Below are 26,386 nucleotides of genomic sequence, written 5' to 3' on the forward strand. Positions count from 1 at the left end.
GGGGATCAGGCGGGGAAGGTCGAGGTCGCCAGGCCGCCGAAGTCGAGGACGTGCGCGGTGCCGTTGACGCCCCTGGCCGCGGGGGAGGCCAGGTAGAGGATCGCGCGGGCGACGTCCTCGGGCCGCAGCACGGGACAGTCGAGCTCGTCGAAGGCCTCGCCGAGGTCGCCCCTGGCCATCGGGGTGTCGACGATGCTCGGGCAGACGCAGTTGACCCGGATGCCGTCGGACGCGAAGTCGACGGCCAGCGCCTTGGTGAGCATCAGGACGCCGCCCTTGGAGGCGCAGTAGGCGGCCATGCCGGGGGCGGCGACGAAGCTGGAGTCGGAGGCCACGAACACGATCGAGGGACAGGAGCTTCCGGCGAGAGCGGCCGCGGCGTGCTTGGCCAGCAGGAACTGCCCGGTGAGGTTGACCTCCAGGGTCCTGGCGAAGTCGTCGCGGGCCGTCAGCCGCGCGTCGGTGCCCATGGGGCCGGAGATCCCCGCGCAGCCGACGACGACGTCCAGGCGCGGCGGGACCGCGGACCGTACGGCCTCCTCGTCGGTGACGTCCCCCTGGATCCAGGTGACGTCCAGGCCGTCCGGCCGGGGGGCCCGGTCCAGGACCGTCACGGCCGCCCCCTCGGCGAGGAGGGCGTCCACGGTCGCGCGGCCTATCCCGCTGGCTCCGCCGGTGACCAGGGCGGAAAGACCGGACAGTCCGAGATCCATCAAGGACTCCTTGCTATGTGCCGAAATTTCGGATATCTCGCCCGGCAGTGGACGGCGGGCAATTCATTTGCTTCCGTACGATAGATGGGGGGCGGGTGAGGCACAAGCCATGCGTCCGGGGTAACCGTGGGACGACGTGGTGATTTACCGGAAAATCAGGCCTGTGATGCCTTGTTCCCCGTGACCTCCCTGAAATATGGTTCGGGACCAAACCCTTGTTGTCCGGATATTTCCGGCGGTTGGTCTCCCGCTCGGGTGCCCCCGGAAAGAAGCCGCGGCGAGCATGATCGTAGGGTGGAGCGGAACAGTGAGGGAGCGCCGCACCGAGATGACGGGACACCACACCCTGCGCAGCACGGAAGAGGCCGTCGGCGATCGGCTGGGCGGCCTCGACCTCGACTTCGAGGCGATGTGGGCCGTCTCCAACATCTACCGGGCCTCGACCGCGATCCGTAACCACCTCGAACAGACGGTGCTCCGCGACACCGGCCTCACCTGGACCGGGTTCGTCGTCATGTGGGTCGTGTGGATCTGGGGGGAGAGCGAGACCCGGTACGTCGCCAAGGAGGCTGGCATCGCCAAGGGCACCCTCACCGGCGTCCTGAAGACCCTGGAGTCCCACCGTTACGTACGGCGCGCGCCCAACCCCGCCGACAGGCGCCGGGTGATGGTCACCCTGACCCCTTCGGGCGAACGCCTGATGCGGTCCCTCTTCCCGCAGTTCAACCGGGAGGAGGCCTTCGTCGTCAAGGAGCTCGACAGCCAGCGGCGCCGCGCCCTGGCCGCGAGCCTGCGGGTGGTGGTCCAGCATCTGGAGGGAACCGCGCGCCCCTGACCCCGCCCGGCCGGGGCGCATGAGGCCGGGCGGGGAGCCCCACCGCCCCGGGGCACCGGAGCGGCGGGACGCCGGGGGCGTCAGGAGCCGGACGGAGGCGGCTCCCCGAGATAGGCCGCGTGCAGCCGTTCGGGAGCCGAGCGCAGCCCGGCGGCCGGGCCCGAGTAGGTCAGCGTGCCGCCGGCGAGCACGTGCGCGGTGTCGGCGATCTTCAGGGCCAGTGTCGCGAACTGCTCGACGAGCAGCACCGCCACCCCGGAGGCGGCCAGGTCCCGCACCACGGGCAGCAGCCGCTGGACGATCACCGGGGCGAGGCCGAGCGACATCTCGTCGATCAGCAACGCCGACGGCCTTGCCGCCAGAGCCCTGGCCAGCACGAGCATCTGCTGCTCGCCTCCGGACAGCAGCGAGGCGGCCACGTCGAGTCTCTTGTGCAGTTCGGGGAACAGCTCAAGGGCCTCGTCGATCACGCGGGGGCCGCGCCGTACCACCAGGATGTTCTCCGCGACCGTCAGGTCGGGGAAGACCGTACGGCCCTGCTCGACGTGGGCGACGCCCGCCCTGGCCCGGGCCACCCGGTCCAGGGCGTTGAGGCGCCCGCCGTTGAGGGAGACGGTGCCGCCGGTGATCGGGATCACGCCGGAGATCGACTCCAGGAGCGTGGTCTTGCCCGCGCCGTTCGGCCCGAGCAGCGCCGTCACCTCCCCGGCGGGCGCGGTGAGCGAGACACCTCTGACGATCGGGGCGCCGCCGCGTGCGACGGTCACGTCGTCGAGAACCAGGCTGGAGGTCATGCCAGCGCCACCTCGTCTCCCAGATACGCGCGGGCGACCTCGGGTCTGGCCAGCGTCGTCGCGGGCGGCCCGGCCGCGATCACCTCGCCGAAGTCGAGCACCACGACCTCCGCGCAGGCCCGCCGTACCATCTCCAGGTCGTGTTCGATCAGCAGGACCGAGGCGCCGAACCTGCCGGGCACCTCCGTGAGGCGTTCGGCGAGCTCCATGGACTCGGCGTGGGCCAGGCCCGCGGCCGGTTCGTCGAGGATGATCACCTTGGGCCGGGAGAGCAGCGCCCCGGCGACCTCCAGCAGCCGCCTGCTGCCCACGTCCAGCTCGCTGACGTGCCGGTTCAGGGCGCCCAGGTTCAGGAAGCCGGCCATCTCGTCGAGTTCGGCCGCGCTCACCCGGCGGTGCGCGGAGAAGCGCAGGAAACCCGCGACGGTGAGGCCGGGCGGGACCCGGTCCTGCTGGAACGTACGGCGCAGCCCCGCGGCCGCCCTGCGGTGCACGGGCAGGCCGTCAAGGCGCCGCCCGTCGAGCGTGACCGAGCCGGTCGCGCCGCGGACGAAGCCGGTCACCGCGTCGGTGAACGTCGACTTGCCCGCGCCGTTCGGGCCGATCAGTCCCATCACGGTCCGCTCGGGCACGACCAGGTCGACCCCGGAGAGCGCGGTGACCCGGCCGTAGGAGACCGACAGGCCCTCGACCACCAGGACGGGCCGCTCGCCCCGCTCGGGCGTGACGCCCGAGGCCCGGTGGGACGTACGATCGCCGGGTTCCCCGGACACGGCGGCGGCCCTGCGGCGCCGGAAGCGGCGCACCAGGTCCTCGCTCATGCTGAGGCCGGTGGACAGCGTCTGCACGGCGCCGACGGCGAACAGCAGGCTGCCCCAGTCCTGGGGGACGCCCAGGCCACGGAGGATCTCCGGGACGAACACCATCAGGACGCCTCCCGCGATGGCGCCGCCCGCGTACTCGCTGCCCGCCATGACGGCCACGACCAGCAGGATGAGGGAGTCCACGGTGTCGAAGTTCTGCGCGGTGACCACGCCGATCTGCCCGGCCAGCACGCCTCCCGCGATGCCGCCGAAGAAGGCGCTCAGCGCGAACGCGGCCAGCTTGGCGCGCGGCACGCTCATGGCCGCCGCGGCCGTGGCGCGCTCGGAGAAGCGCAGCGCCCGCCACGCCGTGCCGTACCGGGTGCGGCCGAGCAGCCGCACCGCGACCGCGCCCGCCACGAAGAGCAGGGCGGCGAACACGAAGTAGGCGGTGTCGGTGGCGATGAAGGCGGGCCTGAGCACCTGCTGGAAGGTCGTCGCGCCGGGGAAGCCGGCCGCCGCGATGATCACGTCGGCCGCGGCGGAGAAGCCGAGCGTCACCACGGCCAGGTGCACCCCGCGCAGCCGCAGCGCGGGCAGGCCGAGCAGGACGCCCAGCGGTACGGCGGCGACACCGCCCAGCAGGATCCACAGGACCAGACCGCCGGGCGCCGCCAGGACGTTCAGCTCGCAGACGACCCAGGCGCCCAGCGCCATGAACGACATCTGGCACAGCGAGATCATGCCCGCGCGGCCGGTGACGATCCCGAGCCCGCTCAGCGAGATCGCCGTCACCAGGGCCGTCGTGCCCAGGAAGAGCCAGTACTGCGGGACGAGGGCGGCCAGCACGGCGATCGCGGCGAGTGCGCCGGCGAGCTGGGCCGCGGGCCCGGTCATCTCAACGCGCCGCATCCCACACCTCCCCACGCTGGGACCACAGCAGGATCGCGAGGATCGCCACGAAGGGGACCACGTCGCGGAACTCCTGAAGCTGACTGACGTGCGCGAGCGCCCCCTGCAGGGCGCCCAGCGCCAGACCGCCGACGGCGGTGCCGACCAGGCTCCTGAACCCGCCGACCAGGGCTGCGGCGCACGCCGGGATCACCATCAGGCCGAGGGAGAGCTGGTCGCTGTTCTGCTGCGGGGCGACCACCAGCAGGACGGCGGTGGCCAGCAGGCCGGTCACCGCCCACAGCCCGACGCCGAGCCTCCTGCTCGGGATGCCCATCAGCTCGGCCGTGGTCGGCCGCTGCGACAACGCCCGCAGCCGCAGGCCGACCGCGGTCCTGGCCAGGAACACCGACACGCCCGCGGTGATGAGCACCGCCGCCGCCACGCAGACCGTGGCCGCCTGGGTGATGGTGACACCGCCGACGGTGGCCAGCGGGCCGCCCAGGACACCGGGGATCTGCCGGGGGTCGGTGCCGAAGACGAGGTACTCCGCGGCGAGCAGGCCCACGAGGTAGGCGATGGCGATCGCGGAGCGCTGGTCGGTTCCGGCCTCGGCGAACCAGCGCCCCATCATGTAGCCGAGCGCGGCGGCGACCAGCGCCGACCCCGCCAGGCCGATGAGGACCGCCACGGCGTACGGCACGCCGCCGTCGGCCAGAACGGACATCGTGTAGACCCCGACGACGCCGATCGCCGCCTGGGCCAGGTTGACCACCCGGCCCAGGCGGTACATCAGGGTCAGGCACAGACCGAGGACGGCGTAGGCGCCGCCCGCGGTCAGGCCCGCGATGGCGCCCTCAAGCATTGGGCAGCCGGATCCAGTCCGGGGTCATGACCTTCCAGGAGCCGTTGTCCGGCTGGACGAACTTGGCCGCCCGGTTGGAGGAGTGCGCCTGGTCGGGCCCGAAGGCGTACGGCGTGCCGACCATGGGCGACTCGATCGGCGTGAGCGCCTTCAGCGCCGCGGTCACCGACTCGCGGGTGATGTCGCCCTTGATGCCCTTGAGCGCGGTCACCAGGTTCGTCGCCGCCAGGTAGCCGCCCTCGGCGAAGGAGGTGAGCGGCACCTTGTTCTGGGTCATGAGCTCCCGCCAGTCCTTGGTGGCCTCGGAGGAGGTGTCGGAGTAGGGCTCGAACTCCGACAGGGCCACGACGTCCTTGCCCGCGTCGCCGAAGGCCTTGACCGCGGCGTCGGTGTAGGTCGAGGTGAGCACCAGCCACTTGATGCCGGAGACACCCTGCGCCTGGGCGGCCTTCACCCAGCCGACCGACATGGGCTCGGTGCCGTTGAAGACGACGCCCTTACAGCCCGCGTCCCGCGCCCGCAGGATGTAGGGGGTGTAGTCGGTGGTGTTGCCCGACAGGCTCCGGTCGTTGATGAGCAGCTGCTTGCCGGTGATCTTCGACCACTGCTCGACGGCGCCCTTGTAGGCGTCGGAGGTGCCGCCGAGGATCACGAAGAAGCCGCACAGCTTGTCGATCTTCAGGACCTCGGAGGCGTGGTAGAGGGTGACGGTCGTGCCGAGGAAGGGGCCGGTGTTGACCGGGGAGATGGCGGGGGAGGTGAAGCAGCCGGGGTCGATGCCGGTCCCGGAGATCGAGGAGATCCCGGACTGGGCGTAGAAGGCGCCGTTGACCTGGCAGTCGAGGAGGCTGGCGCCGCCCGCGAGCGCCACGGCGCCCTTGTTCTGGATGAGGTCCCTGGAGGCCTGGGCGGCCGTGCTCGGGTCGCCCTTGTCGTCCACGCTGACGTAGGAGATCTTGCGGCCGTTGACGCCGCCCTCGGCGTTGACGCGGTCGAAGACGGCCTTGGCGGCCTGGGAGGCCTCGGGGAAGGCGGCGGGGCCACTCAGCGAGCTGATCGCTCCGACGACGATGGGGTCGGTGGACGTGGCGCCCTTGGCGTCACCGGGACTCCCCGTGTCGCCCGAACCGCACGCGGCGGCGCTGACGGTCAGGAGCGCGATCGCTCCCGCCGCGAGGCCCTTGGAGATCTTTCCCATGGGACGGTGCCTTTCATGAGGTGGGGGGTCTTGCGATCGGCGGCGGCGTCGGGGGCCCGCCGTCCGGGATCGTTGGGACGGTGGGCACGTCGGACGGTCCGGCGGGTCCGCCCGGATCGGCATCCGGTCGTGGGCGTGGGACGCCGGTCCCCCTGGTTCGCCACGGGTCTCACACGGTTCGAGGCAGGATCGGCTGCCGGCGTCGTGGTTTCCGGCACCCCGGGATCGGGGGTGAGGCGCATCGAGACCTCCTGCGGCGAGGAACACTCAATGTTTGGTCCCAAAACATATGGCGCTCACCCCCGGTGAACAAGTCACATCAATGTAAAGAGTGAGGATTTACTTTGGCTCCGTATGATCTTGGGGGAGTGGGGCGCTTTCGAGTCGTTCGTCCCCTTCGGTGGCCGGGTGAGGATCTACGACGCCGGGTAGCATCGGACGATCCGCGGACGGAGCGGATAGAGGGGAGCCGCACGCGATGCGCGGTCTGGGGGACCTGGAGTCCGTGATCATGGAACGCCTGTGGTCGTCCCGCAGGCCCGCGCCGGTCAGGGACGTGCTTGAGGACCTCCGCGCGGAACGGGAGATCGCCTACACCACGGTCATGACCGTGATGGACAAGCTGCACACCAAGGGCCTGCTCCGCAGGCGGATGGTCGGCAGGGCCTACGTCTACGAGACGGTCGCCAGCAGGGAGGCCTACGTCGCCGACCTCATGCGCGACGCCCTGGCCTCGGGCGGCAACCGTACGGCCACGCTGGTGCACTTCCTTGAGCGGCTCACCCCGGAGGAGTCGGCGGCGCTGGGCGCGGCGCTCAGGGTGTGCCCCCTGGAGTAGCGGGGCGGACCTACTACCTCAGGTAGGAGAATATCCCGATTTCGGGGCGCGAGAGCGCTGGAACGGTCCTCGGAAGAGGGGTTGGGCGCCTGATTTGGCATGCCCGGCCTGTTCGGTGCACCATCTCCTACTATCGTCCATCGGATGGGAGGCGACGCCTCCGAAACCCCTCCACATCCGTGGGAAGGGGCCCTGGACGCCCCTCCCGGCGGGAGGGCCGGTGCGAAGGAGAGACGTGGCGGCGCTGTCCCGTTCAGGCCGATGGCGGGGCGCGTTCAGGGGGCTGACCGCCTCGGCCGCCGTCCTCGTGCTGTGCGCCGTACCCCAGGCCGAGGGCCACGCCGCGCCGAAACCCACCGCCAAGCAGCTCCGTGCGGAGCTGGCACGGCTCCAGAAGCGGTCCGAGTCCATGATCGCCGAGTACTACACGGGGCGGGTCGCGCTGCAGAAGGCCGAGAAGGCGGAGAAGGCCGCCGCGGGCGAGCTGCGGCGGGCGCAGACGGACTTCGACCAGGCCGCGCGGGAGGTCCGCACACTGGCCGCCCAGCGCTACCGCACCGGCATCCCCGGGACGCTCCCGGTCCTGATGAGCGCGGGCGATCCGGCGGACCTGCTCAACCAGATGGCCCTCATGCAGCAGATCATGGAGGGCCGGGACGCCAGGCTCAACGGGTTCTCCCAGGTCAGGGACACCTACCAGCGGGCGAAGGCCTCGGCGGAGCAGCGCGCGAAGGAGCTGCGCGACTCGCTGAGGAAGCTCGGCGAGCAGAAGAAGCGGACCCTGGAGCTGATCGACACGATCAAGGACAGGATCGACCGGCTCTACCCCACCCCGGGCACCAGGAGGGCCGACGGCAGCTGGGTCCCCCAGCTTCCCTCCGGCCCCGACAACATCACTCCCCGGATGCGCCTGGTCCGCCAGCTGGTCGCGCAGCGCTTCAGCCCGCACTTCGGCATCGGCTGCTACCGGGTGGACGGGGGCATCGCCGGAGGCGGGGAGCACCCGCTCGGCCGCGCCTGCGACTTCATGATGAGCTCGGGCGGCTCCATGCCCAGCGCGGGCAACGTCAAGCTCGGTGACGAGGTGGCCGCCTGGGCCATCGAGAACAAGGACCGCCTCGGCGTCAAGTACGTCATCTGGCGCCAGCGCATCAACACCGGCTCCGGCTGGCGCGGCATGTCCAACCGGGGCGGCGTCACCGCCAACCACTACGACCACGTCCACATCTCGGTCTACTGACCGCTCGCCCCCGGCCGGGGCGTCAGGTCAGGTCGAGCACCGCCTCGCCGTGCAGGCGGCGCCGCCGTACGGCGTGCCCGTAAAACGGGTTGCCGCGACCGTGACCGGGTGACCAGCATGGGGACGTGCTCACCGACGTTCAGGTGGAGGCCTTCGTCGAGGACGGTTTCGTCCGGATCGAGGGCGCCTTCCCCCGCGAGACCGCCGAGAGATGCCGCGAGATCGTGTGGCGGGACCTCGGGGCCGACCCCGCCGCCCCGGCCACGTGGCCGGGGCCGGTCGTGGCCCGCCCGGACTACGCGCAGCCACCGTTCAGGGACGCGGCCAACACGCCGCGCCTGCACGCCGCCTTCGACGCGCTCGTGGGCAGGGGGCGCTGGGTCCCCCGCGCCACCCTGGGAGGGTTCGTGATCCGTTTCCCCGGGGGCGAACCGGCCGTCGTGGACGGATGGCACGTCGACGTGAGCTTCTCCGGCCCCGGCTCCGTCCCGGGCGACTACCTGACCTGGCGGGCGAACGCGGCCTCCAGGGACCGCGCGCTGCTGATGCTCTTCCTGTTCTCGGACGTCGGGGAGACGGACACGCCGACCCGGCTGCGCGCCGGTTCCCATCTGGACGTGGCGCGGCTGCTCGCCTCCGAGGGCGAGGACGGCCTCGACGCCGTGGAACTGGCCCGGCGGGCCGAGGCGGCGAGCCGCGACCGCCCGGTCGTCCAGGCCACCGGCGGCGCCGGTGACGTCTACCTGTGCCACCCGTTCCTCGTGCACGCCGGGCAGCCGAACCGCGGCCGGAGCCCGCGCTTCCTGGCCCAGCCGGGACTCAGCCCGGCCGGGCCGCTCCGCGGGGACGGGGCGGAGAGCGGCCTCTCACCCGTCGAGACCGCCATCAGGCGGGGCCTCGAACGGGGACACGGCGCGGGGGCGTCAGGGACCGCCGGGGGCTGAGACCACACCGCCCGCGACGTCCAGGTTCGTGATCGCGTGCGGGTGGGGCGGAGAGCCCTGACGGCAGGGCCCTCCGCGTGAGGTTCGCCGCTCCTGGGACCAGGGGACGAAGTGGCGACCCGCTCGGGTGTCTCGTCCCCGCGCGGGCCGTACCGGTTCCTGTGGGCGGGGAAGGTGGTCCAGACCACCCCGAAACGTGAAGGCCGCCTCCAGGTCCAGGTGGGGAACGGCGCACGTGGAAACGGTTCTCCCGGCGGGAACGGCGGCCGATGCCGGTTCCGGCTCGGCGGAAAGGGACGCGTGAGCGGCCGGTACTTCCAGGCCGGTACGCCCGGCGGACCAGACATGGTGGCCCACGATTCCACGGATCTCTCCAGCCGACTTACTAAGGTTCGTAGTTCGTCATCGAACCGGTCGGCAACGTAACCCCAGGTGAACCGCCACTTCTTAAGCGGAGACGCCTCCTACCGGTAATAGTGAATCCGGTCGTCGCCGTGAGAATCCGGTACGGACCGGTGGCGCGCTCTCTCGATCGACGTTGTCAAACCGATATCAACCGGTATAGACCAGTCCTATAGGACGAACCTACTCTGGTCCGCACCACGGGAAAGCCCGGAGCTCCGCGACCCACAGGCCGCCACCGGCTCTCTTTCGAGCATTCCAACCCGCCGGGTGAACTCCGGCGGCCCCCCAGCTGGTACGGACCGGCTCCGATCGTCTGAATATCAAGGTGGTAATTCACGTGAACAAGAGGCTCGTCGGTGCGCTGACGCTCGGTCTGTCCGCGGCACTGGTCATGACCGGCTGCGGTTCGACGCAGAGCGGGAGCGACGGCGGTGACAAGGCGGCCGGTGGCGACGTGACGCTGAAGCTGGTCGCCGCCGACTACGGCGACGGCCCCACCGCCGACAACAGCGGTGAGAAGTTCTGGAAGGGCGTCGTCGACGGCTTCCAGAAGGCCAACCCCGGCATCAAGGTCGACGTCCAGGTCATCAACTGGAACGACATCGACAAGCAGGTCGCGACCATGGTCCAGAACGGCCAGGTGCCCGACATCCTGCAGACCGGCGACTACTCCGGCTTCGTCAAGGACGGCCTGCTGTACAAGACCGACGAGGTCCTGTCCCCGGCCACCTCGGCCGACCTGCTGCCCAAGTTCGCCGACTTCGGCAAGGTGGACGGCACCGGCTACGGCATCCCGTTCGTCTCCTCGGCCCGCGCCCTGTTCTACAACAAGGACCTGTTCACCAAGGCCGGGATCGCCGAGGCGCCCAAGACCTGGGACGAGCTCAAGGCCGCGGCGGAGAAGCTGAAGAAGGCCGGCGTCAGCCAGCCGTTCGGCCTGCCGCTGGGCAACGAGGAGGCCCAGGCCGAGTCGTTCCTGTGGTTCATGGGCAACGGCGGCGGCTACAAGGACTCCTCCGGGGCGTGGGCGGTCGACTCCGCCGCCAACGTCGAGGCCCTCCAGTACGTCAAGGGCCTGGTTGACGCGGGCCTGACCAGCCCCAACCCCGGCACCAAGAACCGCAAGGACGTCTGGGCGGACTTCGCCGCGGGCAAGGTCGGCATGGTCAACGGCGGCCCCATGTCCATCCCGATCTTCGAGAAGGGCGGCCTGACCAACTTCGGCGTCGCCCCGATCGCGGGCAAGACCGCGGCCCTGGACACCACGCTCGGCGTCGAGGACTGGATCATGGCCTTCAACAAGAACGGCCACCAGGAGCAGATCAAGAAGTTCTTCGACTACTTCTACTCCGGTGACGCGGCGCAGAAGATCAGCGACACCTACAAGCTGCTGCCGGTGACGAAGTCCGGCATCGAGAAGCTCTCCTCGGACGAGAGGCTCAAGCCGTTCCTGGACGCGCTGCCCAACGCGACGTTCTACCCCTTCCAGGACCCCAAGTGGTCCGAGGTGAACACCCAGGTCAAGCAGACCATCGGCGGCGCCGTCAGCGGTGACCCGAAGGCCGTGCTCGGCGCGATCCAGAAGGTCGCGACCGCGGGCTGACCCTCACCCCCGGGTACGGCGCGCCCGCCCGTCCTGCCGCGTGGCGGGCGCGCCGTACCAGTCCATCCGAAAGCAGGACTCATGCAGCAAACATCCGCGCGAGGCGGAGCGCTGCGCGCGCTCGCCCCGCTGGCCTGGGTCGGCCCCGCCGTGGCGCTGATCGCCGTGGTGGTCGTCTGGCCCGTCGTGGTGATGGTCCAGTCGTCCTTCCTGAAGATCAGCCGTTTCGGCGTCGTCCAGGGCGGAAACGGGACGGGCAACTACGACAAGCTGTTCGCCGAGCCCGACTTCGGCGGGGTCATGGCCAGGAGCCTGGTGTGGGTGGTCGCGGTGGTCGCGCTGACCGTGCTCGTCTCCCTGGCGCTGGCCCAGCTGTTCAACCAGCGCTTCCCCGGACGCCGCTTCGCCCGCTGGGCGCTGATCGCGCCGTGGGCCGCCTCCGTCCTGATGACGTCGATCATCTTCAAGTGGATGCTCGACCCCGAGGTCGGCCTGATCAACATGCTCAGGCGTGACCTGGGGCTGCTGGACGCCCTCGGCGGCGCGGACGCCGACCCGCTCGGCAGCGCGTCGGGCGCGATGCCGTGGCTCATCTTCGTCGCGGTCTTCGTCTCCGTCCCGTTCACCACCTACGCGCTGCTCGCGGGACTGTCGGCGATCCCGGCCGACGTCTACGAGGCGGCCAAGATCGACGGCGCCTCGAAGCTGCGGACCTACTGGTCGATCACGCTGCCGCTGCTGCGGCCCGCCCTCACGGTCGCGGCGCTCATCAACGTGATGAACGTCTTCAACAGCTTCCCGATCATCTGGGCCATGACCCACGGGCAGCCGGGCTACTCGACGGCGACCTCGACCATCTTCATGTACATCCTCAAGGGATCCGACATCGGCGAGTCGGCGGCCATGTCCGTCGTCAACTTCGGCATGGTGATCGTCCTGACGATCGTCTTCCTGAAGGTCAGCAAGTGGAGGACGGCACCCGCATGACCCTCACCCAGAACGCGCCCTCGGTCGCGGAGAAGACGACGGCCCCTGTCGCGGCGCCGCGCTCGCTCCCGTCCGTCAAGACCGTCGTCATCGCGGCCAGCGCCTACCTGATCGCCTTCGTCTTCCTCTTCCCCTACCTGGTGATGGTCCTGACGGCGCTGCGCCCGCAGGGGGAGCTGCGCCAGGCGACCTACCTGCCGCAGCGGTTCGAGTGGTCGAACTTCACGAACTTCTGGACCGGTGGCCTCGCCCAGAACCTGGGCGTCACCCTGCAGGTCGCCGCGGGCTCGACCGTGCTGGTGCTGCTGGTGGCGCTGCCCGCGGCCTACTACACCGCGCGGCACGACTTCAGGGGCCGCACCGCGTTCATGATCCTGGTGCTGATCACCCAGATGTTCCAGCCGACCGCGATGCTGGTCGGCATCTACCGCGAGTTCTTCCAGTTCGGGCTGGTCGACTCGGTCTGGGCGCTGATCCTGGTCAACGGCGGCTTCAACCTCGCCTTCGCGGTGTGGATCCTCAACGCCTACTTCTCCTCGATCCCGCGTGAGCTGGAGGAGGCCGCGTTCATCGACGGCAACGGCCGCTTCGGCGCGCTGTTCCGGGTCACCCTCCCGCTGGCCATGCCCGGTGTGGTGACCGCGCTGATCTTCACCTTCATCGCGGCCTGGAACGAGTTCGTCGTCGCCCTCACCCTGACCACCACCCCGGGCAACCAGCCCCTCACGGTCGCCCTGAACTCCTTCATCGGCCAGTACCAGGTGGACTGGCAGAACCTGTTCGCGGGTTCGGTCATCGCGACGATCCCGGTCATCATCCTGTTCGCGCTCATCGAACGGAAGGTGGTCGGCGGTCTCACCGCCGGTTCCATCAAGTGACCCGCCCGGGCCCAAGCGGTGGGGGCCCGGTGGGCGGCGGTCCCGTGTCGAGTCGCTCCGGCACGGGACCGCCCGGGACGCTCAGGGGGCGGTGACGCCCAGGACCAGCTTGCCCGAGGTACGGCCCGCCGCCAGCCGTTCGTGGGCCTCTGCCGCCCGGTCGAGGGGGAAGACCTCCTCGACCTCGACGGTGAGAAGGCCCGAGTCGGCCAGTTCGCCGATGCGCGCCAGCGCCGTGCCGTCCGGCTCGACCAGGAACCCCGTCGCGCGCACACCGCGCGCCGCGGCCGACTCGGCCAGTTCGGGCGAGACCCCGGAGGGCACCGCGACCAGCAGCCCGCCGGGACGCAGGACGCCGAGGGAACGGGTGCTCGTGGCGTCGTACCCGTCGCCGACCAGGTCCACCACCAGGTCCACCTCGCGCACCACCTCCTCGAACCGGACGGCCGTGTAGTCGACGAGTTCGTCGGCGCCGAGCCCGCGCAGCCAGTCGTGCTTGGCCGCACGGGCCGTGCCGATCACGTACGCCCCCAGGTGTTTGGCGATCTGGACGGCGAAGTGGCCCACCCCGCCCCCCGCCGCGTGGACGAGCACCCGCTGCCTGGGCCGCAGGTCGGCGGTGTCCACCAGGACCTGCCAGGCGGTCAGCGCCGCCAGCGGTACGGCCGCCGCCTCCTCGTGCCCCAGGGAGCGGGGCCTGCGGGCGAACTGCCGCGAGGGGGCCGTGACGTACTCGGCGTAGGCGCCCGCCTGGCGGGGGAACCACGGCATGCCGTACACCTCGTCGCCGACGGCCAGGGTGTGCACGCCGTACCCGATCTCCTCGACGACGCCGCAGACGTCCCAGCCGAGGACGAAGGGCGGGGCACCCAGGACACCCGCCATGCCGCCGCCCGCCCTGGTCTTGGCGTCGACGGGGTTCACCCCGGCGGCGACGACCCGGACCAGCACCTCGGTCGGCAGGGGTTGTGGCCTGTCCAGCAGGACGGGGTGCAGCACCTCGGGGCCGCCGAAGACGTCCTGGCTTACGGCGCGCATGGAAGTCATGTTCTGTCTCCTCCTCGGTCGTGGCCGCAGGGCGGCGCGGCGCGGCAGAGGGTAACCCCGCCCGCCGGGCCCGCGCGGGCGCCTTGTCCTTTCCGGGAAACCTCCGGCACCTTTCGTTCACGGACTGTTCAGGAGAGCGTTCCCGGGAACCGGGGTAGACCGGATCTTCCGGTTATGGAGGGGTAGTAACTTCGACGCATGCGACTGGGCGTTCTCGACATCGGTTCCAACACGGTTCATCTCCTGGTGATGGACGCGCACCGGGGCGCCCGGCCGCTCCCCGCCTACTCCCACAAGGTGGACCTCCGGCTCGCCGAGTACATGGAGGACGGTGAGCGGCTCTCCGAGGAGGGCGCGGCGCTGCTGCGCGGGCACGTCGAGGAGGCGCTGCGCCTGGCCGAGGACAAGGGCGTCGAGGACCTCATGGCGTTCGCGACCTCGGCGGTCAGGGAGGCGGTCAACGGCGAGGAGGTGCTCGCCGACCTCAACGCGCGGGCCGAGGTGAACATCCAGGTCCTCTCCGGTCAGGACGAGGCGCGGCTGACCTTCCTGGCCGTGCGGCGGTGGTTCGGCTGGTCGTCGGGGCGGCTGCTGGTGCTGGACATCGGCGGGGGCTCCCTGGAGATCGCCTCGGGCATCGACGAGCAGCCGGACGTCGCGATCTCGCTGCCGCTCGGGGCGGGCAGGCTCACCCGCGACCGCCTCAGCGCCGACCCGCCCTCCCAGGAGGAGATCAGGGCCCTGCGCAGGCACGTGCGGGCGGAGATCGCCCGCAAGGTCGGCGACGTCGCCAGGTACGGCAGGGCGGACCACGCGGTGGCGACCTCGAAGACCTTCAGGCAGCTGGCGAGGATAACCGGGGCGGCCCCGTCGAGCGAGGGGAACGTCCGCCGGGTGCTCAGGCACACCGAGCTGGTGGAGTGGACCGGAAGGCTGGCCGGGATGGACCCGCGCGCGCGGGCGGGCCTGCCGGGGGTCTCCGAGGGACGGGCGCCACAGCTGCCCGCGGGGGCGATCGTCGCCGACGCCGCGATGGACCTGCTGGGGGTGGGGGAGCTTGAGGTGTGCCCCTGGGCGCTGCGCGAGGGCGTCATCCTGCGCAGACTCGACACGATGCCCGAGATCTGAGGTTTACCGGCTCTTCGTCGGGTAGGGGCGCGCCTTCATGAACAGCGCTCAGGTACAAGGTGCCGCCCGCAGAGCGGCCGGCAGCCGGACTCTGGAGAGACTGACCCGCCTCGGGCTCGCCTGCCGTGGCGTCCTGTACGGCCTCATCGGCTTCCTGGCCCTGCGGATCGCCTTCGGCGGCGGAAGCGGGGGCAAGGAGGCCGACAAGACCGGGGCGGTCGAGACGGTCGCCGAGCAGCCGTTCGGCACCGTGCTGTTGTGGCTGATGGTCGCCGGCTTCGTGGCCCTGACCCTCTGGCAGATCTCCGAGGCGGTCCTCGACCGGGGCGGGAAGGTCAAGGACCGGGCCGAGGCGGTCGCGCGGGCGGTCACCTACGGGCTGCTGGTGGCGACGCTGCTCGGCCTGCTGCTGAGGGGCGACCCGGGCAGCTCGTCCGACGACAGCTCCAAGGACCTGACCGCCATGGCGATGGACCTGCCCGGCGGGCGGGTCCTGGTCGGCGTGGTGGGACTCGGGGTGGTCGCGCTCGGGGCCCACTGGATCCACAGCGGATGGAAGAGAAAGTTCCTCGATGACCTGAGCACCGGGGAGGTGCCGCCGGGCGCGCGGCGCCTGGCCGAGCGGCTCGGCACGGCCGGATACCTCGCCCGTGGCGTGATCGCGGTGGCGGCCGGGGTCTTCGTCGTCCAGGCCGCGGTCACCTACGACCCGGAAAGGGCCAGGGGCGTCGACTCGACGCTGCGCGCGCTGGCGGACACTCCGGCCGGGCCGTGGCTGCTGGGCGTCGTGGCCTTCGGCCTGCTGCTTTTCGCGGCCTACTGTTTTCTCCAGGCGCGCTGGCACCGGCTGTGACGTACGGCCACGCGCCTCGGCGCCGCCGTGGCAAGCCCCACCTACCTATCCGGTAAGTCACCCTATTGGTGCTTTTCCATGACATCGCCCTGTCCGGGTCCCGCGTCCTTCCATGGAGGCGGATGGCATCGGGAGGGCCATATGGATTTGTCGGAGCGCGACGGCGGTGAACGGATTCTCCACCTGGAAGGGTCCCCCGACCAGGTGGGGAGGGCCAGAAAACTGATCTCGGCGGCTCTCGGCAGGGACCACCCCCTCCACGACGACTGCGTGCTGCTCACCAGTGAGATAGCCACCAACGCGGTCGTCCACTCCAGGTCGGGGGACGGCGGCATGTTCACCGTCACCGTCACCCACTGGGCGGGCGGCGTGCGGGTCTCCGTCCAGGACGACGGCTCGGCCGAGGTCCCCTGCCTGTGCCACACCCCCGCCGACGCCACCGGGGGGCGCGGCCTGCCGCTGCTTGAGGCGCTGTCCCACAGCTGGGGATTCACCCGGGAGGCGGGGACCAACCTGGTCTGGTTCGAGCTCGTCCTGGAGACCGCCGGGGTGCCGGGGGACAGGCTGGCCGCCGTACGGTGAGCCCTCAGGCGGCGGGGGAGGCCAGTAGCCGGTCCAGCACCCGGACGCCGAACTCAAGCCCCTCGACCGGGACGCGCTCGTCCACCCCGTGGAACATGCCGAAGTAGTCAAGGTCGGGGGAGAGTCGCAACGGCGCGAAGCCGTACCCCCTGATGCCGATCTCGGCGAAGGACTTGGCGTCGGTGCCCCCCGACATCACGTACGGCACCGGCCGCGCCTGTCCGTCCTCGGCGAGGATCGCCGCGCGGAGCAGCTCGAAGAAGGGCGCGGCCGGCGACGCGTCCGGCGCCTCCTCCAGGCTGAGGAACTCGCGGGTGATCCTCGGCCCGAGCAGCCGGTCGATCGTCTCCAGGAACTCCTCCCGGTATCCGGGCAGGAACCGCCCGTCCACGTGGGCGGTGGCGGTGCCGGGGACCACGTTGACCTTGTAACCCGCCTGGAGCATCGTCGGGTTGGCCGAGTTGCGGATCTGCGCCGCGAACAGCGTGCCCGCCCGGCCGAGCCGCTCGGCCTCCTGTTCGAGCCGGTCGCGGTCGATGCGTTCCCCCAGGATCTCCTCAAGGCTCGTGAGCAGGGCGGCGACGCCGGGCGTCAGCCGTACCGGCCAGCGGTGGGCGGCGAGCCTGGACAGGGCGTGGCACAGCTCGGCGACCGCGTTGTCCGCCGGAGGGCGGGAGCCGTGGCCCGTCACGCCGTCCGCGGTCAGCCTCATCCACGCGGTGCCGCGCTCGCCGACCGCGATCGGGTAGACGCGCCGCCCCCGCACCTCGACGCTGTAGCCACCCGACTCACCGATCGCCTCGGTGCAGCCGTCGAACAGCTCCCTGCGCCGCCGCACCGCGTACCGCGCGCCGTACTCGCCGGTCGCCTCCTCGTCGGCGAGGAAGGCCAGCACCATGTCCCTGGCCGGCCGCACGCCGCGTCTGGCCCAGTCGCGGACCAGGGCGAGCGTCATGGACAGCGTGCCCTTCATGTCGACCGCGCCCCTGCCCCAGACGCAGCCGCCGGTGATCTCCCCGGAGAACGGGTGGATCCGCCAGTCGGCGGGCTCGGCGGGCACCACGTCCAGGTGGCCGTGGACCAGCAGGGCCTCGGGCGAGTCGCCGGGAATCCTGGCGACCACGCTGGTCCTGCGGCTGGCCGACTCGAAGACCACCGGCTCGATGCCCACCTCGGCCAGCAGTTCGGCGACGTACTCGGCCGCGGGCCGTTCCCCTGCGCCCGGATTGGTGGTGTCGAACCTGATCAGGTTCGAGCAGATCGACGAGACCTCGCCAGTCATGGAACACGCCCCCCGCAAACCGACTGATCATGGGTGCATACCCACGGTGACGTCTTTGCATCTTGTTATCCAAGCGTATAAATTTATCCGCATGGATAACAAAGTGTGGAGTCTGGTCAGGGCGCTCTTCGTCGCCGTGCTCGTCATCTCCGTCGCGGCACTCGGGACGGCCGCCGTCGTCGGCGGCAACTGGGTGGTGTGGCTGCGCGGCGCCGCCGTCGCGGTCGCCTCCGCCTGGCTCGTCGTCCTCGCCGGGCAGGCCGCGCACGGCAGGCGGTCGGCCTACGTGCGCATCCGCTTCGTCACCGCCGCCGCGCCCGTCGGAATCGTGCTCATCATCCTCGCGCCGGACAGCGGCTACCCCGGCTGGATGAAGGTGGAGCAGGGCGTGATCGGCGTCCTGGTCGCCGTCGTCGCGTTCACGATCAACCGCCGCGCCGTGCGCGAGGCGTTTCCGAAGCGTGGCAGGCTGAGGTGACATGGAGATCGCCAGAACCCGCCGGGCCGCGGCCACCGAGGCACGCAGGGCCCAGATCGCCTCCGCCACCATCGCGGTGCTCGCCGAGCGCGGCTACGCGGAGACCACCTTCGAGGCCATCTGCGAGCACGCCGGGCTGAGCAGCAAGAGACTGATCTCCTATCACTTCTCCACCAAGGAACAGCTCTTCGAGGCCGTCGTCGGCCAGGTCACCGCCGACGCCGCCGCCTTCATGCGCCCGCGGCTCGACGCCGCCACCGGGGCCCGCGCGCTGCTTGAGGCCTACATCAGGGCGAACATCGCCTTCGTCGCCGCACACCCCGGGCACGTGCGCGCGATACAGCAGATCGTGTACAACCACGTGCCCGTCGGCGGCCGGGAGCACGACGCCGCGATCGGCAGACTGGTCGCGCTGTTCGAGGACGGGCAGCGCGCGGGAACGTTCAGGGCGTTCGACGGCGAGCTGATGGGCACGGCGCTGCGGTCGGCCATCGACGCGACGGCCGACCGCGTCGTCAACGGCCACGACGCGGACCACTGCGCCGACGAACTCGTCGAGATCTTCGACAGGGCGACACGGGCCGAACCCTCGTGAACCCCTGTTCCCGGGCGGCAGCCCGGGCCTCGGCCGGATCGTGATCACTGTCAGCGACACGCACTTCGGCGACCTCAGGCACAACCTGGGCAGGGTGCCGGGCCCGGTCCGGAGGTCCCCGGACGCTCTGGCCGGCCCGGGTTCCTTTGACGTCACCGTGCCGCGGCCGGGTGTGGCGCCGGGCCGGGCGGGTTCAGGCGTGGGAGCCGGAGTGTTCCATCGGCGGCGCGATCGCCTGGGCGTCCACCCCCTCGCCGACCCAGAGCCCGATCAGGAAGGCCGCGGTCGCCTCAAGCAGGCCCGCCCGTTCCAGCCCCCCGCCGTCGAACGGCTCGCAGCCCAGGTCACGTACCAGGCTCCGTACGGTCTCCAGCGCCTGCGCGTCGTCACCGCAGAGCGGGACCGCCAGCGGACGGCCGCCGAAGACCGGAGGGTCCAGGTGCCACACGCTCCGGTGGCAGAGGTTGAACGCCTTGACGACGCGCGCGCCGGGCGCCGCCGCGGCCACACGCTCGGCGGCGGAGGGGCCGCCCGCGGTCTCCAGCAGGAAGCCGGGGGCGACCGGGTTGGTGCAGTCGATCAGCGTGCGGCCGTCCAGGACGCCGGCCAGGGCGGAGACCACCTCGGTGGCCGCGCCGTACGGCACCGCAAGCAGCACCGCGTCCACGCCGTGCCAGGCCGCCCGCCGGGGGTCTCCCGCGCGTGCGCCGATCCTGTCCGCGAGGGCCGCCGCACGGCCCTCGTCCCGCCCGCCGACCAGCACGTCGTGCCCGGCGCGCGCCCACCTTCCGCCCAGGGCCTCCGCCATGCCGCCGGTGCCCACGATTCCGATCCTCATCATGTTCGTCCCTTCCTGTGGTCGGACCCGGGTACGACGTTAGGCAGCCGATCGGGCACCATTTGGTGCGTGTCCGCCGACCAGGGGTTCCTCGCCGACTGCCGGGCCAGGCTCGCCTTCGACCTGCTGGCCAACACCTGGAACGCCGTGGTCGTCTGGGCGCTGCGCGAGGGCCCGGTACGGCCCGGCAGGCTGCGCGAACGAATCGGCGGGATCAGCCCCAAGGTGCTCACCGAGACCCTGCGCAGGCTGGAGTTCAACGGCCTGGTCGAACGCCGGGTCCACCCCGGCGCACCGCCCCACGTCGACTACGGTCTCACCGACCTCGGCCGGAGCCTGCTGCCGCCGATAGAGGCGTTCGGCCTGTGGGCCGCCGAACACGGCGACGAGGTCATGCGCGCCCAGGAACGCGTGGAGACCCGCGACGGGTCCTGAAACGGAACCGCGGCTCATGGTCGCCGGTCTCGCGGCGCAACCCCCTTGAGTTTGGATCGCAAGCTGGTTTACAGTTCAAACCAGAGGTTTACGGTTCAAACTAGTTTGAGGAGCAGGGGGATGGATCGGCTCGACGACGACGACCGGCCACTGAGTCCGGAGGAGATGCTCCGCCTGATCGAGGAGCAGCAGGCCACGACGACCAGGCGGCTCGGCGGCGACCCGCTGCTGACCCACACGCCATGGGGGATCACCTGGTTCGCCGGGTTCGGCGCCCTGTTCCTGAACTACGCCTACGGCCTGCTCTCCCGGAGCACGGCACTGGCGGTGCTGTTCGCGCTGATGATCCTCTCCATGGCGACCACCCTTTTCGCGCAGCGGACGGTCAGCGGCCAGGTGAGGGGAGAGGCGGCCGACCGGGGCATGATGTACGGCATCTCCTGGTCGTTCGGCTTCGCCTGCGTGGTCGCGATCTGCGTCAGGCTCTCGCTCCTGCTGCCCTCCGAGGAGTCCGGCCTGCTGTGGTCGGTGACGTCCATGACGGTCGTCGCCGTCCTCTACGCCGTGGGGGGCGCGCTGTGGCGGGTGCGGACGATGTTCTTCCTCGGCGCCTGGCTCGCCGCGCTCAACGTGGCGGGTGCCATCGCGGGACCGACCGTCCACGCCCTGCTCATGTCCGTCGGAGCCGGTGGAGTGTTCACCGTCGTCGGAGTGGTGCAGCGGGCGCGGCAGCGGGGCGGGGCATGACGGGACCGCGCGAGCTCGACCCGGTCATCCACGCCCAGGCCAGGCTCCGGGTGGTCGCCACGCTCAACACGCTGGGCGAGGCCAACCAGATCACCTTCCCGGGGCTGCGGGAGCTGCTCGGGATGACCGCGGGAAACCTGTCCGTACACCTGGGGAAGCTGGAGGAAGCCGGTTACGTGGAGATCGTCAAGACCCACCGGGGGCGCACCCCGACGACCTACGTCGCTCTGACCCGGCGGGGGCGCCGGGCCTTCGAGGACTACACCGCCGCCATCCGTGAACTTCTCGACCTGTCCTAGGAGGGGACCCCAATGACAGAGATCCTGGCCCGCGCCGTCGAGGTCACCCGTGCCTACGGGGCCGTCACGGCGCTCGACCGCGTCAGCCTGGACATCCGCGCCGGTGAACTGGTCGGGCTGCTCGGTCCGAACGGCGCGGGCAAGTCCACGCTGGTCAACCTGTTCGCCGGGCTCAGAAGGCCGACCTCGGGAACCGTCGAACTGCTCGGCGGCTCACCGCTCGACCCGGCCAGGCGCCGCGGCATCGGCGTCACCCCGCAGGAGACCGGCCTGCCGCCCGCGCTGCGGGTCGGCGAGTGCGTCGACTTCGTGGCCGCCCACTTCCCCGGCGCGGTGAGCAGAGGGGAACTGCTCGAACGCTTCGGCCTCGTCGACCTGGCCAGGCGCCAGATCGGCGGCCTGTCCGGCGGGCAGAAGCGGCGTCTGGCGGTCGCGCTCGCCTTCACCGGAAACCCCCGCCTGGTCTTCCTCGACGAGCCGACCACCGGTCTCGACGTCGAGGCCCGCCACGCCCTCTGGGGGGCGGTCAGGGACTTCCACGCCGGAGGCGGGACCGTGGTCCTGACCAGCCACTATCTGGAGGAGATCGAGGCCCTGGCCCAGCGGGTCGTCGTGATCGGCGAGGGCCGGGTGCTCACCGACGACACCGTTGGGGCGGTGCGCGGCCTGGTGGGCGTCCACCGTGTCACGCTGACCGTCTCCGAACCGCCCGCCCTCGCCGGAGTCATCGGTGTCGAGCGAGAGGGCGACCGTACGCACCTGCTCACCTCCGACGCCGACGCCCTGGTCCGCGAGCTGGTGCTGAGCGGCGTCCCCTTCTCCGGCCTTGAGGTCAGGCCGACCTCCCTTGAGGAGGCCTTCCTCTCCATCACCGGCCGTGAGCCCCAGGCCGCCTGAGGCCGCCCCTCGCGGCCCGACCCCCAACGGACCCCTCCCACCGGACCCCGACAGGAGCCCGTGATGTCCCTCGTCCTCACCCACACCCGCTACCAGTTCCTCGAAACCGTCCGCGTGCCCATGACGGTGATCGGAAGCTCCGTCTTCCCCGCGCTGTCGATGCTGTTCTTCGTGGTGCCCTTCGCCGGGGACGACTCGGTCGCGGCGACCTACGCGACCGGCGCGATGCTGGTCTTCGCGGTCATGTCCTCCTGCCTGTTCACCTACGGCATCGGTGTCGCCGAGGACAGGGCCCAGCCGTGGGACCCCTACCTGCGCACCCTGCCCGCCGGGCCGCTGCCCCGCTTCACCGGGCGCATCCTCACCGTCATGGGCATCATGACGATCGCGGTCATCCCCGTCCTGCTCATCGCGGCCTTCCTCACGGAGGCGACGGTGACCCTCGGGCAGCTGCTGCTCGGCCTGACCGCGCTGCTCCTGGGATCGCTTCCCTTCACCCTGATGGGCCTGTTCATCGGCTACGCGCTGCCGTCGAAGGCCGCCATCGTCGTGGCCCAGGTGGTGTTCTTCCCGATGGCCGTCGGCGGCGGTCTGCTCACCGGTCCTCCCAGCACCGCCCCGGCGTTCATCCAGGCCGTCGCCCCCTACCTGCCGACCAGGGGCGCGGTCGAGCTGGTCTGGGCCGCCAGCACGGGCTTCTCGCCCGCCCCGCTCTCCCTGGCGATGCTGGCGCTGTGGGTCGCGCTCTTCGCCGGCCTGGCCGTGTGGGCCTACCGCCGCGACGAGGGGCGCCGCTTCTCCTGAGCTCACCCGAGAGACCTTGGAAGGAGCCCTCACCCGCCTCACAGGGGCAGGCGGGGACCGCGACGCCGGAGAAAGTCCCCGGTCTCGCGTAACACGATGTCAGCGAGGGCGGAACGGCCCGGGCCAGGTGGCCCGGGCCGTTCCCGTGTCCGGGAAGGGGAGTGTTTCCGCAGGTCAGCTCGTGGCGCTCCTCGGTCGCCGCCACCACCCGAGCGCTCGCGCTCCACCTTCTCAAAGCGGGAGTCTCTGGTTTTGTCCTGGTGTGCCGACTTTTCGGGACCCGTCCTGTACATCAGGCGCTGTCGCTCGTTTCCTGGGCCCCGTGGATTTCCCCCACACGAAGGTAGCTCTGTGTAGCCGACGGTTACGGTTCGTGTTTAATGGGGTGGCTACCACTTGAGGTGGATCGACAACTCCAGGAAAGAGGAGAAAGCATCGTGCGCCGCATCGTCATCGGGTTCGCTGCCGCTGGGATGGCCGTCTTCGGCATGCTGGCGGCCACGGCGGCACCGTCAGCCGCCGACCCCGCACCGTCCAATGGGCTCGGCGTTCTTGAGTCCAACTCAAACCCATGCGTAACGGCTAGTAATACAGGAATCCTCACCGCCATCCTGAAGAAGTGCTGACCGTGCCGGCTTGACCGTGGGTCCGGCAGCCGTAGCCGGTGATCGAGATCGATGGTGTCGTTGGGAAGCCGGGTCGCCCGGGGTGGTCTGCCCTGGGCGACCCGGCTTCTGAGCGCTGTCCCAGGCGGTTCTGCACGGCTGTCGATGAACCCGGGTTCCGATGTCACCGGCCGGCGCCGACCGGTAAGCCGGCACGTGTCCGGCTCAGGTGACGATGCGGCCCGCGAAACCTCTTGACCTGGGATTTCCTGCCTTACCTCCGCGCTTCCCCTGGCCGGCCCTCCTCGGCCGTCGCCGTTACCCGCACGCCTTTCGCCTCTGTGGTGAAGCCGGGCTGCCTGCGAGTGCCCACCTCGCTGCTCGCCCTCATCTCGGGGTGCCGGCCGGGCCGGTGCCGCTGACCGTGCTCGGGGCCGGGTCCGGCGGCCTGGCGCTCGGCGTCCGCGCGATGCGGCGCGGGATCTGCCCCCGACCGGAATATCGGACGATATTCCACGCCTTATTTCACCATTTTTAGGCATATAACATAATCGCATATGTCAGGCTTTTCTTGTCTCTTTCCTAGGTCAAAGATAACTTTTGTCGCGCACCTCTGTGCGGGCGTCCCGCCCGCGGTCCACCCCTCGCTTCCCATCGGAGGTACCAGCGCGTGATCACCAGAAAGGCGGCCGTCGCCGCCGCGGGCGTTCTGGCCTTGGGAGGACTGGTGTACGGCCATCCTCCCGCCCAGGCCGGGACCTCCGGTCTGTCCGCCCCCCTGGCGACCTGCCGTTCCTACACCAACGACGCCAGGACCATCGGGTACGGCGGCTGCACCATCATGGACGGCTGGGAGCGCTGGCGGCTCGGCGTGCGGTGCACGACCGGCGGCGCCGACTACCACTCGCCCTGGCAGTACACCTCGCACACGAAGAGCTATCGGTGCCCGGGAGGCGGCAGGGTGACCGGTGTCTGGACCGACAGCGAGTCCTGAGCCCGGAATTCTCCCCGAACGGTCCGAGGTGATTCACGGCATATTTCATGACATATGCAATATGCCGTGAAATCTCAGGGTGAGCAGAGCGTTCTCTCGATGGCCGTCAGGACGCGCTCCGCCTTCCGGGAACCGGTCACGACTGTTTCGCCGAAGCGGGCGCGTACCCGCCGTCTCGCCTCCGCCCGCTCCGTTCCCTCCGCCAGGTCCCGGCACGAGGCCAGCGCCCGGCCGACCGGCTCCCCCCGGCCGGGCGCGGCGCCGAGCGCGGGATCGATCTCCCGCAGGGCGCCCAGCAGCGCCCGGACCCGGCGCGCGTCGGGGGACACGCCGACGGACGTCCCCGCGGACGGCGGGCCGGGCGCGGGGGTGGTGGGGGCCGGGGTGCTCGCCTTGACGGCGTTGTGCGCCCTGCTGATCCGGTCACCGACGGCGCCGATCCCGGCGACCAGGGCAAAGCCTGTCACGGCCGTCAGCACCAGCGCCTTCAGCGGGCTGTGCCGCTTCGGCCCCCGGTCACGGCCGGGGGAACGTTTGCCGAGAGTGCCCATCCACCGGACAATAACGGCGCGTCCCTCGTGGAGCGACATCCTGTCACATGCGGGGAACGACCCGGGAGACCACACGATCTCCCGGGTGCGACGCCCGCGGACACAGCCCTCAGAGGTACAGGCCGATGCTCTCCGGCTCGGCCGGGGCCTCGCCCACCCCGTCACGCAGGGCGAACAGCTCGGCGAGGGTCGCGCCCGACACCGGGACGCCCTCCGCGGTGCCCAGCCACCCGACCGCCTCGTCGTGCGGAAGGGCGCCGACCTCAAGCTGGGCGAGGCAGCGGCCCGGGCGGACCACCGCAGGGTGGAGCCGGGACAGGCTCTCGTTGGTCGTGATCGCGACCAGCACGTCACGGCCGTGACCGAGCAGGCCGTCGGTCAGGTTGAGCAGCCGGGAGAGACCCTGCCCCGTCACCTCCTTGGCTCCGGCCCTGATCAGCTCGTCACAGTCCTCAAGCACGAGGAGGCGCCACTTCTTGCCGCCCTCGTCGTCGGAGTCTGAGCCGACCGCGACCTCCATCAGATAGCCGGGGGAGTTGAACAGCCGCTCCGGGTCGAGCACGCAGTCGACCTGGCACCAGGAGCGCCACTCACGGGCGAGCGTGCGCAGCAGCGTCGTCTTCCCGGTGCCGGGCGGTCCGTGCAGCAGGACCAGGCGGCCACGCACGTCGGCGGGGGTCAGGGCCATCAGCCGGTCCAGCGGGCCGCGCAGGGACCGGGAGTAGTTGCCGCCGATCTCCGCCCAGGGGACGGCGGTGATGGGCTTGCCGGAACGGCGGGCGCCGTGCGGGCCCTGCCACCAGAAGCCCATCTCGACGTGGTCGCTCTCCGGCACGGCCTCCCGCGCGTCCTTGACCGTCTCCTCGATCACCGAGCGGGCCAGCCCCTCGTCGACCGCGGTGACGCTGACCAGCGCGGAGCGGTTGCGGTAGCGGACGACCCGCAGCGTCCAGCCCTCCCCGCGGATCAGCCGGGACTCCCGCCCGTCGTCCTCCCGCGCGACCCGCACCAGCGTCCCCGTCGCCGGGGCGAGCGGGGCGTCGGCGCGGATCCGTTCCAGTTCGGTGGTGCGCGACCACGGCTGGGCGCCCGTCGCGAACGGCGACAGCGCCAGGGCGTCGATCACGTCGACCGCCGAGTCGCCGTCGTCGAGCCAGATGTTCATCGGTACTTCCGCCGGGTGCGGCTCCGGAGTGATACTGACCTCCCTGAGAACGGACATGTCGGCAATGATTCCCTTCGCGGCCATCCGGGTCG

General features: G+C 70.9%; 29 protein-coding genes. 19 read left to right on the forward strand and 10 right to left on the reverse strand.

Going from position 1 to position 26,386, the window contains the following annotated elements; translation table 11 throughout:
• Positions 1-5 precede the first annotated feature (5 nt).
• Positions 6-713 (reverse strand): SDR family NAD(P)-dependent oxidoreductase, encoded by a 708-nt coding sequence (locus ABT340_RS18525; RefSeq protein ID WP_352011977.1) that lies wholly within the window; start codon positions 711-713, stop codon positions 6-8.
• Positions 714-1,020: 307 nt separating this feature from the next.
• Here ABT340_RS18525 and ABT340_RS18530 point away from each other — a divergent pair, with 307 nt between their 5' ends.
• Positions 1,021-1,548 (forward strand): MarR family winged helix-turn-helix transcriptional regulator, encoded by a 528-nt coding sequence (locus tag ABT340_RS18530; protein ID WP_352011978.1) that lies wholly within the window; start codon positions 1,021-1,023, stop codon positions 1,546-1,548.
• A gap of 80 nt (positions 1,549-1,628) precedes the next feature.
• On the opposite strand, the gene ABT340_RS18535 is transcribed toward ABT340_RS18530, so the two are convergent.
• From ABT340_RS18535 to ABT340_RS18550, 4 genes are read right to left on the reverse strand one after another with little or no spacing between them, the layout of a single operon-like run.
• Positions 1,629-2,342, reverse strand: coding sequence for an ABC transporter ATP-binding protein (locus ABT340_RS18535; protein ID WP_352011979.1), 714 nt, complete (start codon positions 2,340-2,342; stop codon positions 1,629-1,631).
• The gene (locus ABT340_RS18540; protein WP_352011980.1) at positions 2,339-4,057 is read right to left on the reverse strand and encodes a branched-chain amino acid ABC transporter ATP-binding protein/permease; all 1,719 of its coding nucleotides are present in this window, start codon (positions 4,055-4,057) and stop codon (positions 2,339-2,341) included. The genes ABT340_RS18535 and ABT340_RS18540 overlap by 4 nt, the downstream gene beginning before the upstream one ends.
• Entirely contained in the window at positions 4,044-4,901 is an 858-nt protein-coding gene (locus ABT340_RS18545; protein WP_352011981.1) for a branched-chain amino acid ABC transporter permease, read from the reverse strand. Before ABT340_RS18545 ends, ABT340_RS18540 begins: the two co-directional genes overlap by 14 nt.
• On the reverse strand, positions 4,894-6,099 hold the full coding sequence (locus ABT340_RS18550) for an ABC transporter substrate-binding protein (protein WP_352011982.1): 1,206 nt from the start codon (positions 6,097-6,099) through the stop codon (positions 4,894-4,896). The genes ABT340_RS18545 and ABT340_RS18550 overlap by 8 nt, the downstream gene beginning before the upstream one ends.
• Before the next feature lie 478 nt (positions 6,100-6,577).
• On the opposite strand from ABT340_RS18550, the gene ABT340_RS18555 reads away from it, so the two are divergent.
• The 6 genes from ABT340_RS18555 (at position 6,578) to ABT340_RS18580 (ending at position 12,994) form a co-directional block, all read left to right on the forward strand.
• A complete protein-coding gene (locus ABT340_RS18555) occupies positions 6,578-6,937 on the forward strand; it encodes a BlaI/MecI/CopY family transcriptional regulator (protein WP_352011983.1) in 360 nt (119 codons plus the stop codon).
• A gap of 220 nt (positions 6,938-7,157) precedes the next feature.
• Positions 7,158-8,177 carry a coiled-coil domain-containing protein gene (locus tag ABT340_RS18560; protein ID WP_352011984.1) on the forward strand — a complete coding sequence of 340 codons (1,020 nt, stop codon included), beginning with the start codon at positions 7,158-7,160 and terminating at the stop codon, positions 8,175-8,177.
• A gap of 125 nt (positions 8,178-8,302) precedes the next feature.
• Entirely contained in the window at positions 8,303-9,121 is an 819-nt protein-coding gene (locus ABT340_RS18565; protein WP_352011985.1) for a phytanoyl-CoA dioxygenase family protein, read from the forward strand.
• Between the two features lie 742 nt (positions 9,122-9,863).
• On the forward strand, positions 9,864-11,129 hold the full coding sequence (locus ABT340_RS18570; RefSeq protein ID WP_352011986.1) for an extracellular solute-binding protein: 1,266 nt from the start codon (positions 9,864-9,866) through the stop codon (positions 11,127-11,129).
• 81 nt (positions 11,130-11,210) lie between these two features.
• On the forward strand, positions 11,211-12,116 hold the full coding sequence (locus ABT340_RS18575) for a carbohydrate ABC transporter permease (RefSeq protein WP_352011987.1): 906 nt from the start codon (positions 11,211-11,213) through the stop codon (positions 12,114-12,116).
• Entirely contained in the window at positions 12,113-12,994 is an 882-nt protein-coding gene (locus tag ABT340_RS18580) for a carbohydrate ABC transporter permease (RefSeq protein WP_352011988.1), read from the forward strand. Before ABT340_RS18575 ends, ABT340_RS18580 begins: the two co-directional genes overlap by 4 nt.
• A gap of 81 nt (positions 12,995-13,075) precedes the next feature.
• Here the strand turns inward: ABT340_RS18580 and ABT340_RS18585 are convergent, their stop codons facing one another.
• Positions 13,076-14,041 (reverse strand): NADP-dependent oxidoreductase, encoded by a 966-nt coding sequence (locus tag ABT340_RS18585; RefSeq protein WP_352011989.1) that lies wholly within the window; start codon positions 14,039-14,041, stop codon positions 13,076-13,078.
• 198 nt (positions 14,042-14,239) lie between these two features.
• On the opposite strand from ABT340_RS18585, the gene ABT340_RS18590 reads away from it, so the two are divergent.
• From ABT340_RS18590 to ABT340_RS18600, 3 genes are all read left to right on the forward strand, one after another.
• The gene (locus ABT340_RS18590) at positions 14,240-15,169 is read left to right on the forward strand and encodes a Ppx/GppA family phosphatase (protein WP_352011990.1); all 930 of its coding nucleotides are present in this window, start codon (positions 14,240-14,242) and stop codon (positions 15,167-15,169) included.
• 37 nt (positions 15,170-15,206) lie between these two features.
• Positions 15,207-16,022 carry a DUF1206 domain-containing protein gene (locus tag ABT340_RS18595; RefSeq protein WP_352011991.1) on the forward strand — a complete coding sequence of 272 codons (816 nt, stop codon included), beginning with the start codon at positions 15,207-15,209 and terminating at the stop codon, positions 16,020-16,022.
• 141 nt (positions 16,023-16,163) lie between these two features.
• Positions 16,164-16,604 carry an ATP-binding protein gene (locus ABT340_RS18600; protein ID WP_352011992.1) on the forward strand — a complete coding sequence of 147 codons (441 nt, stop codon included), beginning with the start codon at positions 16,164-16,166 and terminating at the stop codon, positions 16,602-16,604.
• Positions 16,605-16,608: 4 nt separating this feature from the next.
• Here the strand turns inward: ABT340_RS18600 and ABT340_RS18605 are convergent, their stop codons facing one another.
• Positions 16,609-17,886 carry a M20/M25/M40 family metallo-hydrolase gene (locus tag ABT340_RS18605; protein ID WP_352011993.1) on the reverse strand — a complete coding sequence of 426 codons (1,278 nt, stop codon included), beginning with the start codon at positions 17,884-17,886 and terminating at the stop codon, positions 16,609-16,611.
• Between the two features lie 91 nt (positions 17,887-17,977).
• On the opposite strand from ABT340_RS18605, the gene ABT340_RS18610 reads away from it, so the two are divergent.
• Together ABT340_RS18610 and ABT340_RS18615 are read left to right on the forward strand one after the other, a co-directional pair.
• Complete coding sequence (locus ABT340_RS18610) at positions 17,978-18,364, forward strand: hypothetical protein (protein WP_352011994.1); 387 nt, start codon at positions 17,978-17,980, stop codon at positions 18,362-18,364.
• Position 18,365: 1 nt separating this feature from the next.
• The gene (locus ABT340_RS18615) at positions 18,366-18,959 is read left to right on the forward strand and encodes a TetR/AcrR family transcriptional regulator (protein WP_352011995.1); all 594 of its coding nucleotides are present in this window, start codon (positions 18,366-18,368) and stop codon (positions 18,957-18,959) included.
• Positions 18,960-19,152: 193 nt separating this feature from the next.
• On the opposite strand, the gene ABT340_RS18620 is transcribed toward ABT340_RS18615, so the two are convergent.
• Entirely contained in the window at positions 19,153-19,800 is a 648-nt protein-coding gene (locus ABT340_RS18620; protein ID WP_352011996.1) for an NADPH-dependent F420 reductase, read from the reverse strand.
• 66 nt (positions 19,801-19,866) lie between these two features.
• Here ABT340_RS18620 and ABT340_RS18625 point away from each other — a divergent pair, with 66 nt between their 5' ends.
• The 7 genes from ABT340_RS18625 to ABT340_RS18655 all read left to right on the forward strand — a co-directional run bounded on the left by ABT340_RS18625 (position 19,867) and on the right by ABT340_RS18655 (position 24,578).
• On the forward strand, positions 19,867-20,232 hold the full coding sequence (locus ABT340_RS18625; RefSeq protein ID WP_352011997.1) for a winged helix-turn-helix transcriptional regulator: 366 nt from the start codon (positions 19,867-19,869) through the stop codon (positions 20,230-20,232).
• A gap of 120 nt (positions 20,233-20,352) precedes the next feature.
• Positions 20,353-20,979 (forward strand): hypothetical protein, encoded by a 627-nt coding sequence (locus ABT340_RS18630; protein WP_352011998.1) that lies wholly within the window; start codon positions 20,353-20,355, stop codon positions 20,977-20,979.
• On the forward strand, positions 20,976-21,278 hold the full coding sequence (locus ABT340_RS18635) for a transcriptional regulator (protein ID WP_352011999.1): 303 nt from the start codon (positions 20,976-20,978) through the stop codon (positions 21,276-21,278). The genes ABT340_RS18630 and ABT340_RS18635 overlap by 4 nt, the downstream gene beginning before the upstream one ends.
• Before the next feature lie 12 nt (positions 21,279-21,290).
• Positions 21,291-22,175, forward strand: coding sequence for an ABC transporter ATP-binding protein (locus ABT340_RS18640; protein WP_352012000.1), 885 nt, complete (start codon positions 21,291-21,293; stop codon positions 22,173-22,175).
• Between the two features lie 63 nt (positions 22,176-22,238).
• Positions 22,239-22,979: an ABC transporter permease gene (locus tag ABT340_RS18645; RefSeq protein ID WP_352012001.1), complete on the forward strand. Its 741-nt coding sequence runs from the start codon at positions 22,239-22,241 to the stop codon at positions 22,977-22,979.
• A 437-nt stretch (positions 22,980-23,416) separates the two neighbouring features.
• A complete protein-coding gene (locus ABT340_RS18650; RefSeq protein ID WP_352012002.1) occupies positions 23,417-23,605 on the forward strand; it encodes a hypothetical protein in 189 nt (62 codons plus the stop codon).
• Between the two features lie 649 nt (positions 23,606-24,254).
• Positions 24,255-24,578 (forward strand): hypothetical protein, encoded by a 324-nt coding sequence (locus ABT340_RS18655; RefSeq protein WP_352012003.1) that lies wholly within the window; start codon positions 24,255-24,257, stop codon positions 24,576-24,578.
• Positions 24,579-24,652: 74 nt separating this feature from the next.
• Here the strand turns inward: ABT340_RS18655 and ABT340_RS18660 are convergent, their stop codons facing one another.
• Both ABT340_RS18660 and ABT340_RS18665 read right to left on the reverse strand, forming a co-directional pair.
• Entirely contained in the window at positions 24,653-25,129 is a 477-nt protein-coding gene (locus tag ABT340_RS18660) for a hypothetical protein (RefSeq protein ID WP_352012004.1), read from the reverse strand.
• Positions 25,130-25,238: 109 nt separating this feature from the next.
• The gene (locus tag ABT340_RS18665; protein WP_352012005.1) at positions 25,239-26,351 is read right to left on the reverse strand and encodes a DUF5925 domain-containing protein; all 1,113 of its coding nucleotides are present in this window, start codon (positions 26,349-26,351) and stop codon (positions 25,239-25,241) included.
• Positions 26,352-26,386: the final 35 nt, after the last annotated feature.

It is taken from the genome of Streptosporangium sp. NPDC000239 (assembly GCF_040300765.1).
Lineage (GTDB): Bacteria > Actinomycetota > Actinomycetes > Streptosporangiales > Streptosporangiaceae > Streptosporangium.

Bases quoted from the DNA above. Each gene is read 5' to 3' on its own strand.
- ABT340_RS18555 (WP_352011983.1), top strand. From the start codon at position 6,578: ATGCGCGGTCTGGGGGACCTGGAGTCCGTGATCATGGAACGCCTGTGG.
- ABT340_RS18575 (WP_352011987.1), top strand. From the start codon at position 11,211: ATGCAGCAAACATCCGCGCGAGGCGGAGCGCTGCGCGCGCTCGCCCCG.
- ABT340_RS18640 (WP_352012000.1), top strand. From the start codon at position 21,291: ATGACAGAGATCCTGGCCCGCGCCGTCGAGGTCACCCGTGCCTACGGG.
- ABT340_RS18590 (WP_352011990.1), top strand. From the start codon at position 14,240: ATGCGACTGGGCGTTCTCGACATCGGTTCCAACACGGTTCATCTCCTG.
- ABT340_RS18620 (WP_352011996.1), bottom strand. From the start codon at position 19,800: ATGATGAGGATCGGAATCGTGGGCACCGGCGGCATGGCGGAGGCCCTG.
- ABT340_RS18550 (WP_352011982.1), bottom strand. From the start codon at position 6,099: ATGGGAAAGATCTCCAAGGGCCTCGCGGCGGGAGCGATCGCGCTCCTG.
- ABT340_RS18615 (WP_352011995.1), top strand. From the start codon at position 18,366: ATGGAGATCGCCAGAACCCGCCGGGCCGCGGCCACCGAGGCACGCAGG.
- ABT340_RS18605 (WP_352011993.1), bottom strand. From the start codon at position 17,886: ATGACTGGCGAGGTCTCGTCGATCTGCTCGAACCTGATCAGGTTCGAC.
- ABT340_RS18580 (WP_352011988.1), top strand. From the start codon at position 12,113: ATGACCCTCACCCAGAACGCGCCCTCGGTCGCGGAGAAGACGACGGCC.
- ABT340_RS18665 (WP_352012005.1), bottom strand. From the start codon at position 26,351: ATGTCCGTTCTCAGGGAGGTCAGTATCACTCCGGAGCCGCACCCGGCG.
- ABT340_RS18610 (WP_352011994.1), top strand. From the start codon at position 17,978: ATGGATAACAAAGTGTGGAGTCTGGTCAGGGCGCTCTTCGTCGCCGTG.
- ABT340_RS18545 (WP_352011981.1), bottom strand. From the start codon at position 4,901: ATGCTTGAGGGCGCCATCGCGGGCCTGACCGCGGGCGGCGCCTACGCC.
- ABT340_RS18660 (WP_352012004.1), bottom strand. From the start codon at position 25,129: ATGGGCACTCTCGGCAAACGTTCCCCCGGCCGTGACCGGGGGCCGAAG.
- ABT340_RS18540 (WP_352011980.1), bottom strand. From the start codon at position 4,057: ATGCGGCGCGTTGAGATGACCGGGCCCGCGGCCCAGCTCGCCGGCGCA.
- ABT340_RS18635 (WP_352011999.1), top strand. From the start codon at position 20,976: ATGACGGGACCGCGCGAGCTCGACCCGGTCATCCACGCCCAGGCCAGG.
- ABT340_RS18585 (WP_352011989.1), bottom strand. From the start codon at position 14,041: ATGACTTCCATGCGCGCCGTAAGCCAGGACGTCTTCGGCGGCCCCGAG.
- ABT340_RS18645 (WP_352012001.1), top strand. From the start codon at position 22,239: ATGTCCCTCGTCCTCACCCACACCCGCTACCAGTTCCTCGAAACCGTC.
- ABT340_RS18630 (WP_352011998.1), top strand. From the start codon at position 20,353: ATGGATCGGCTCGACGACGACGACCGGCCACTGAGTCCGGAGGAGATG.
- ABT340_RS18600 (WP_352011992.1), top strand. From the start codon at position 16,164: ATGGATTTGTCGGAGCGCGACGGCGGTGAACGGATTCTCCACCTGGAA.
- ABT340_RS18535 (WP_352011979.1), bottom strand. From the start codon at position 2,342: ATGACCTCCAGCCTGGTTCTCGACGACGTGACCGTCGCACGCGGCGGC.
- ABT340_RS18595 (WP_352011991.1), top strand. From the start codon at position 15,207: ATGAACAGCGCTCAGGTACAAGGTGCCGCCCGCAGAGCGGCCGGCAGC.
- ABT340_RS18525 (WP_352011977.1), bottom strand. From the start codon at position 713: ATGGATCTCGGACTGTCCGGTCTTTCCGCCCTGGTCACCGGCGGAGCC.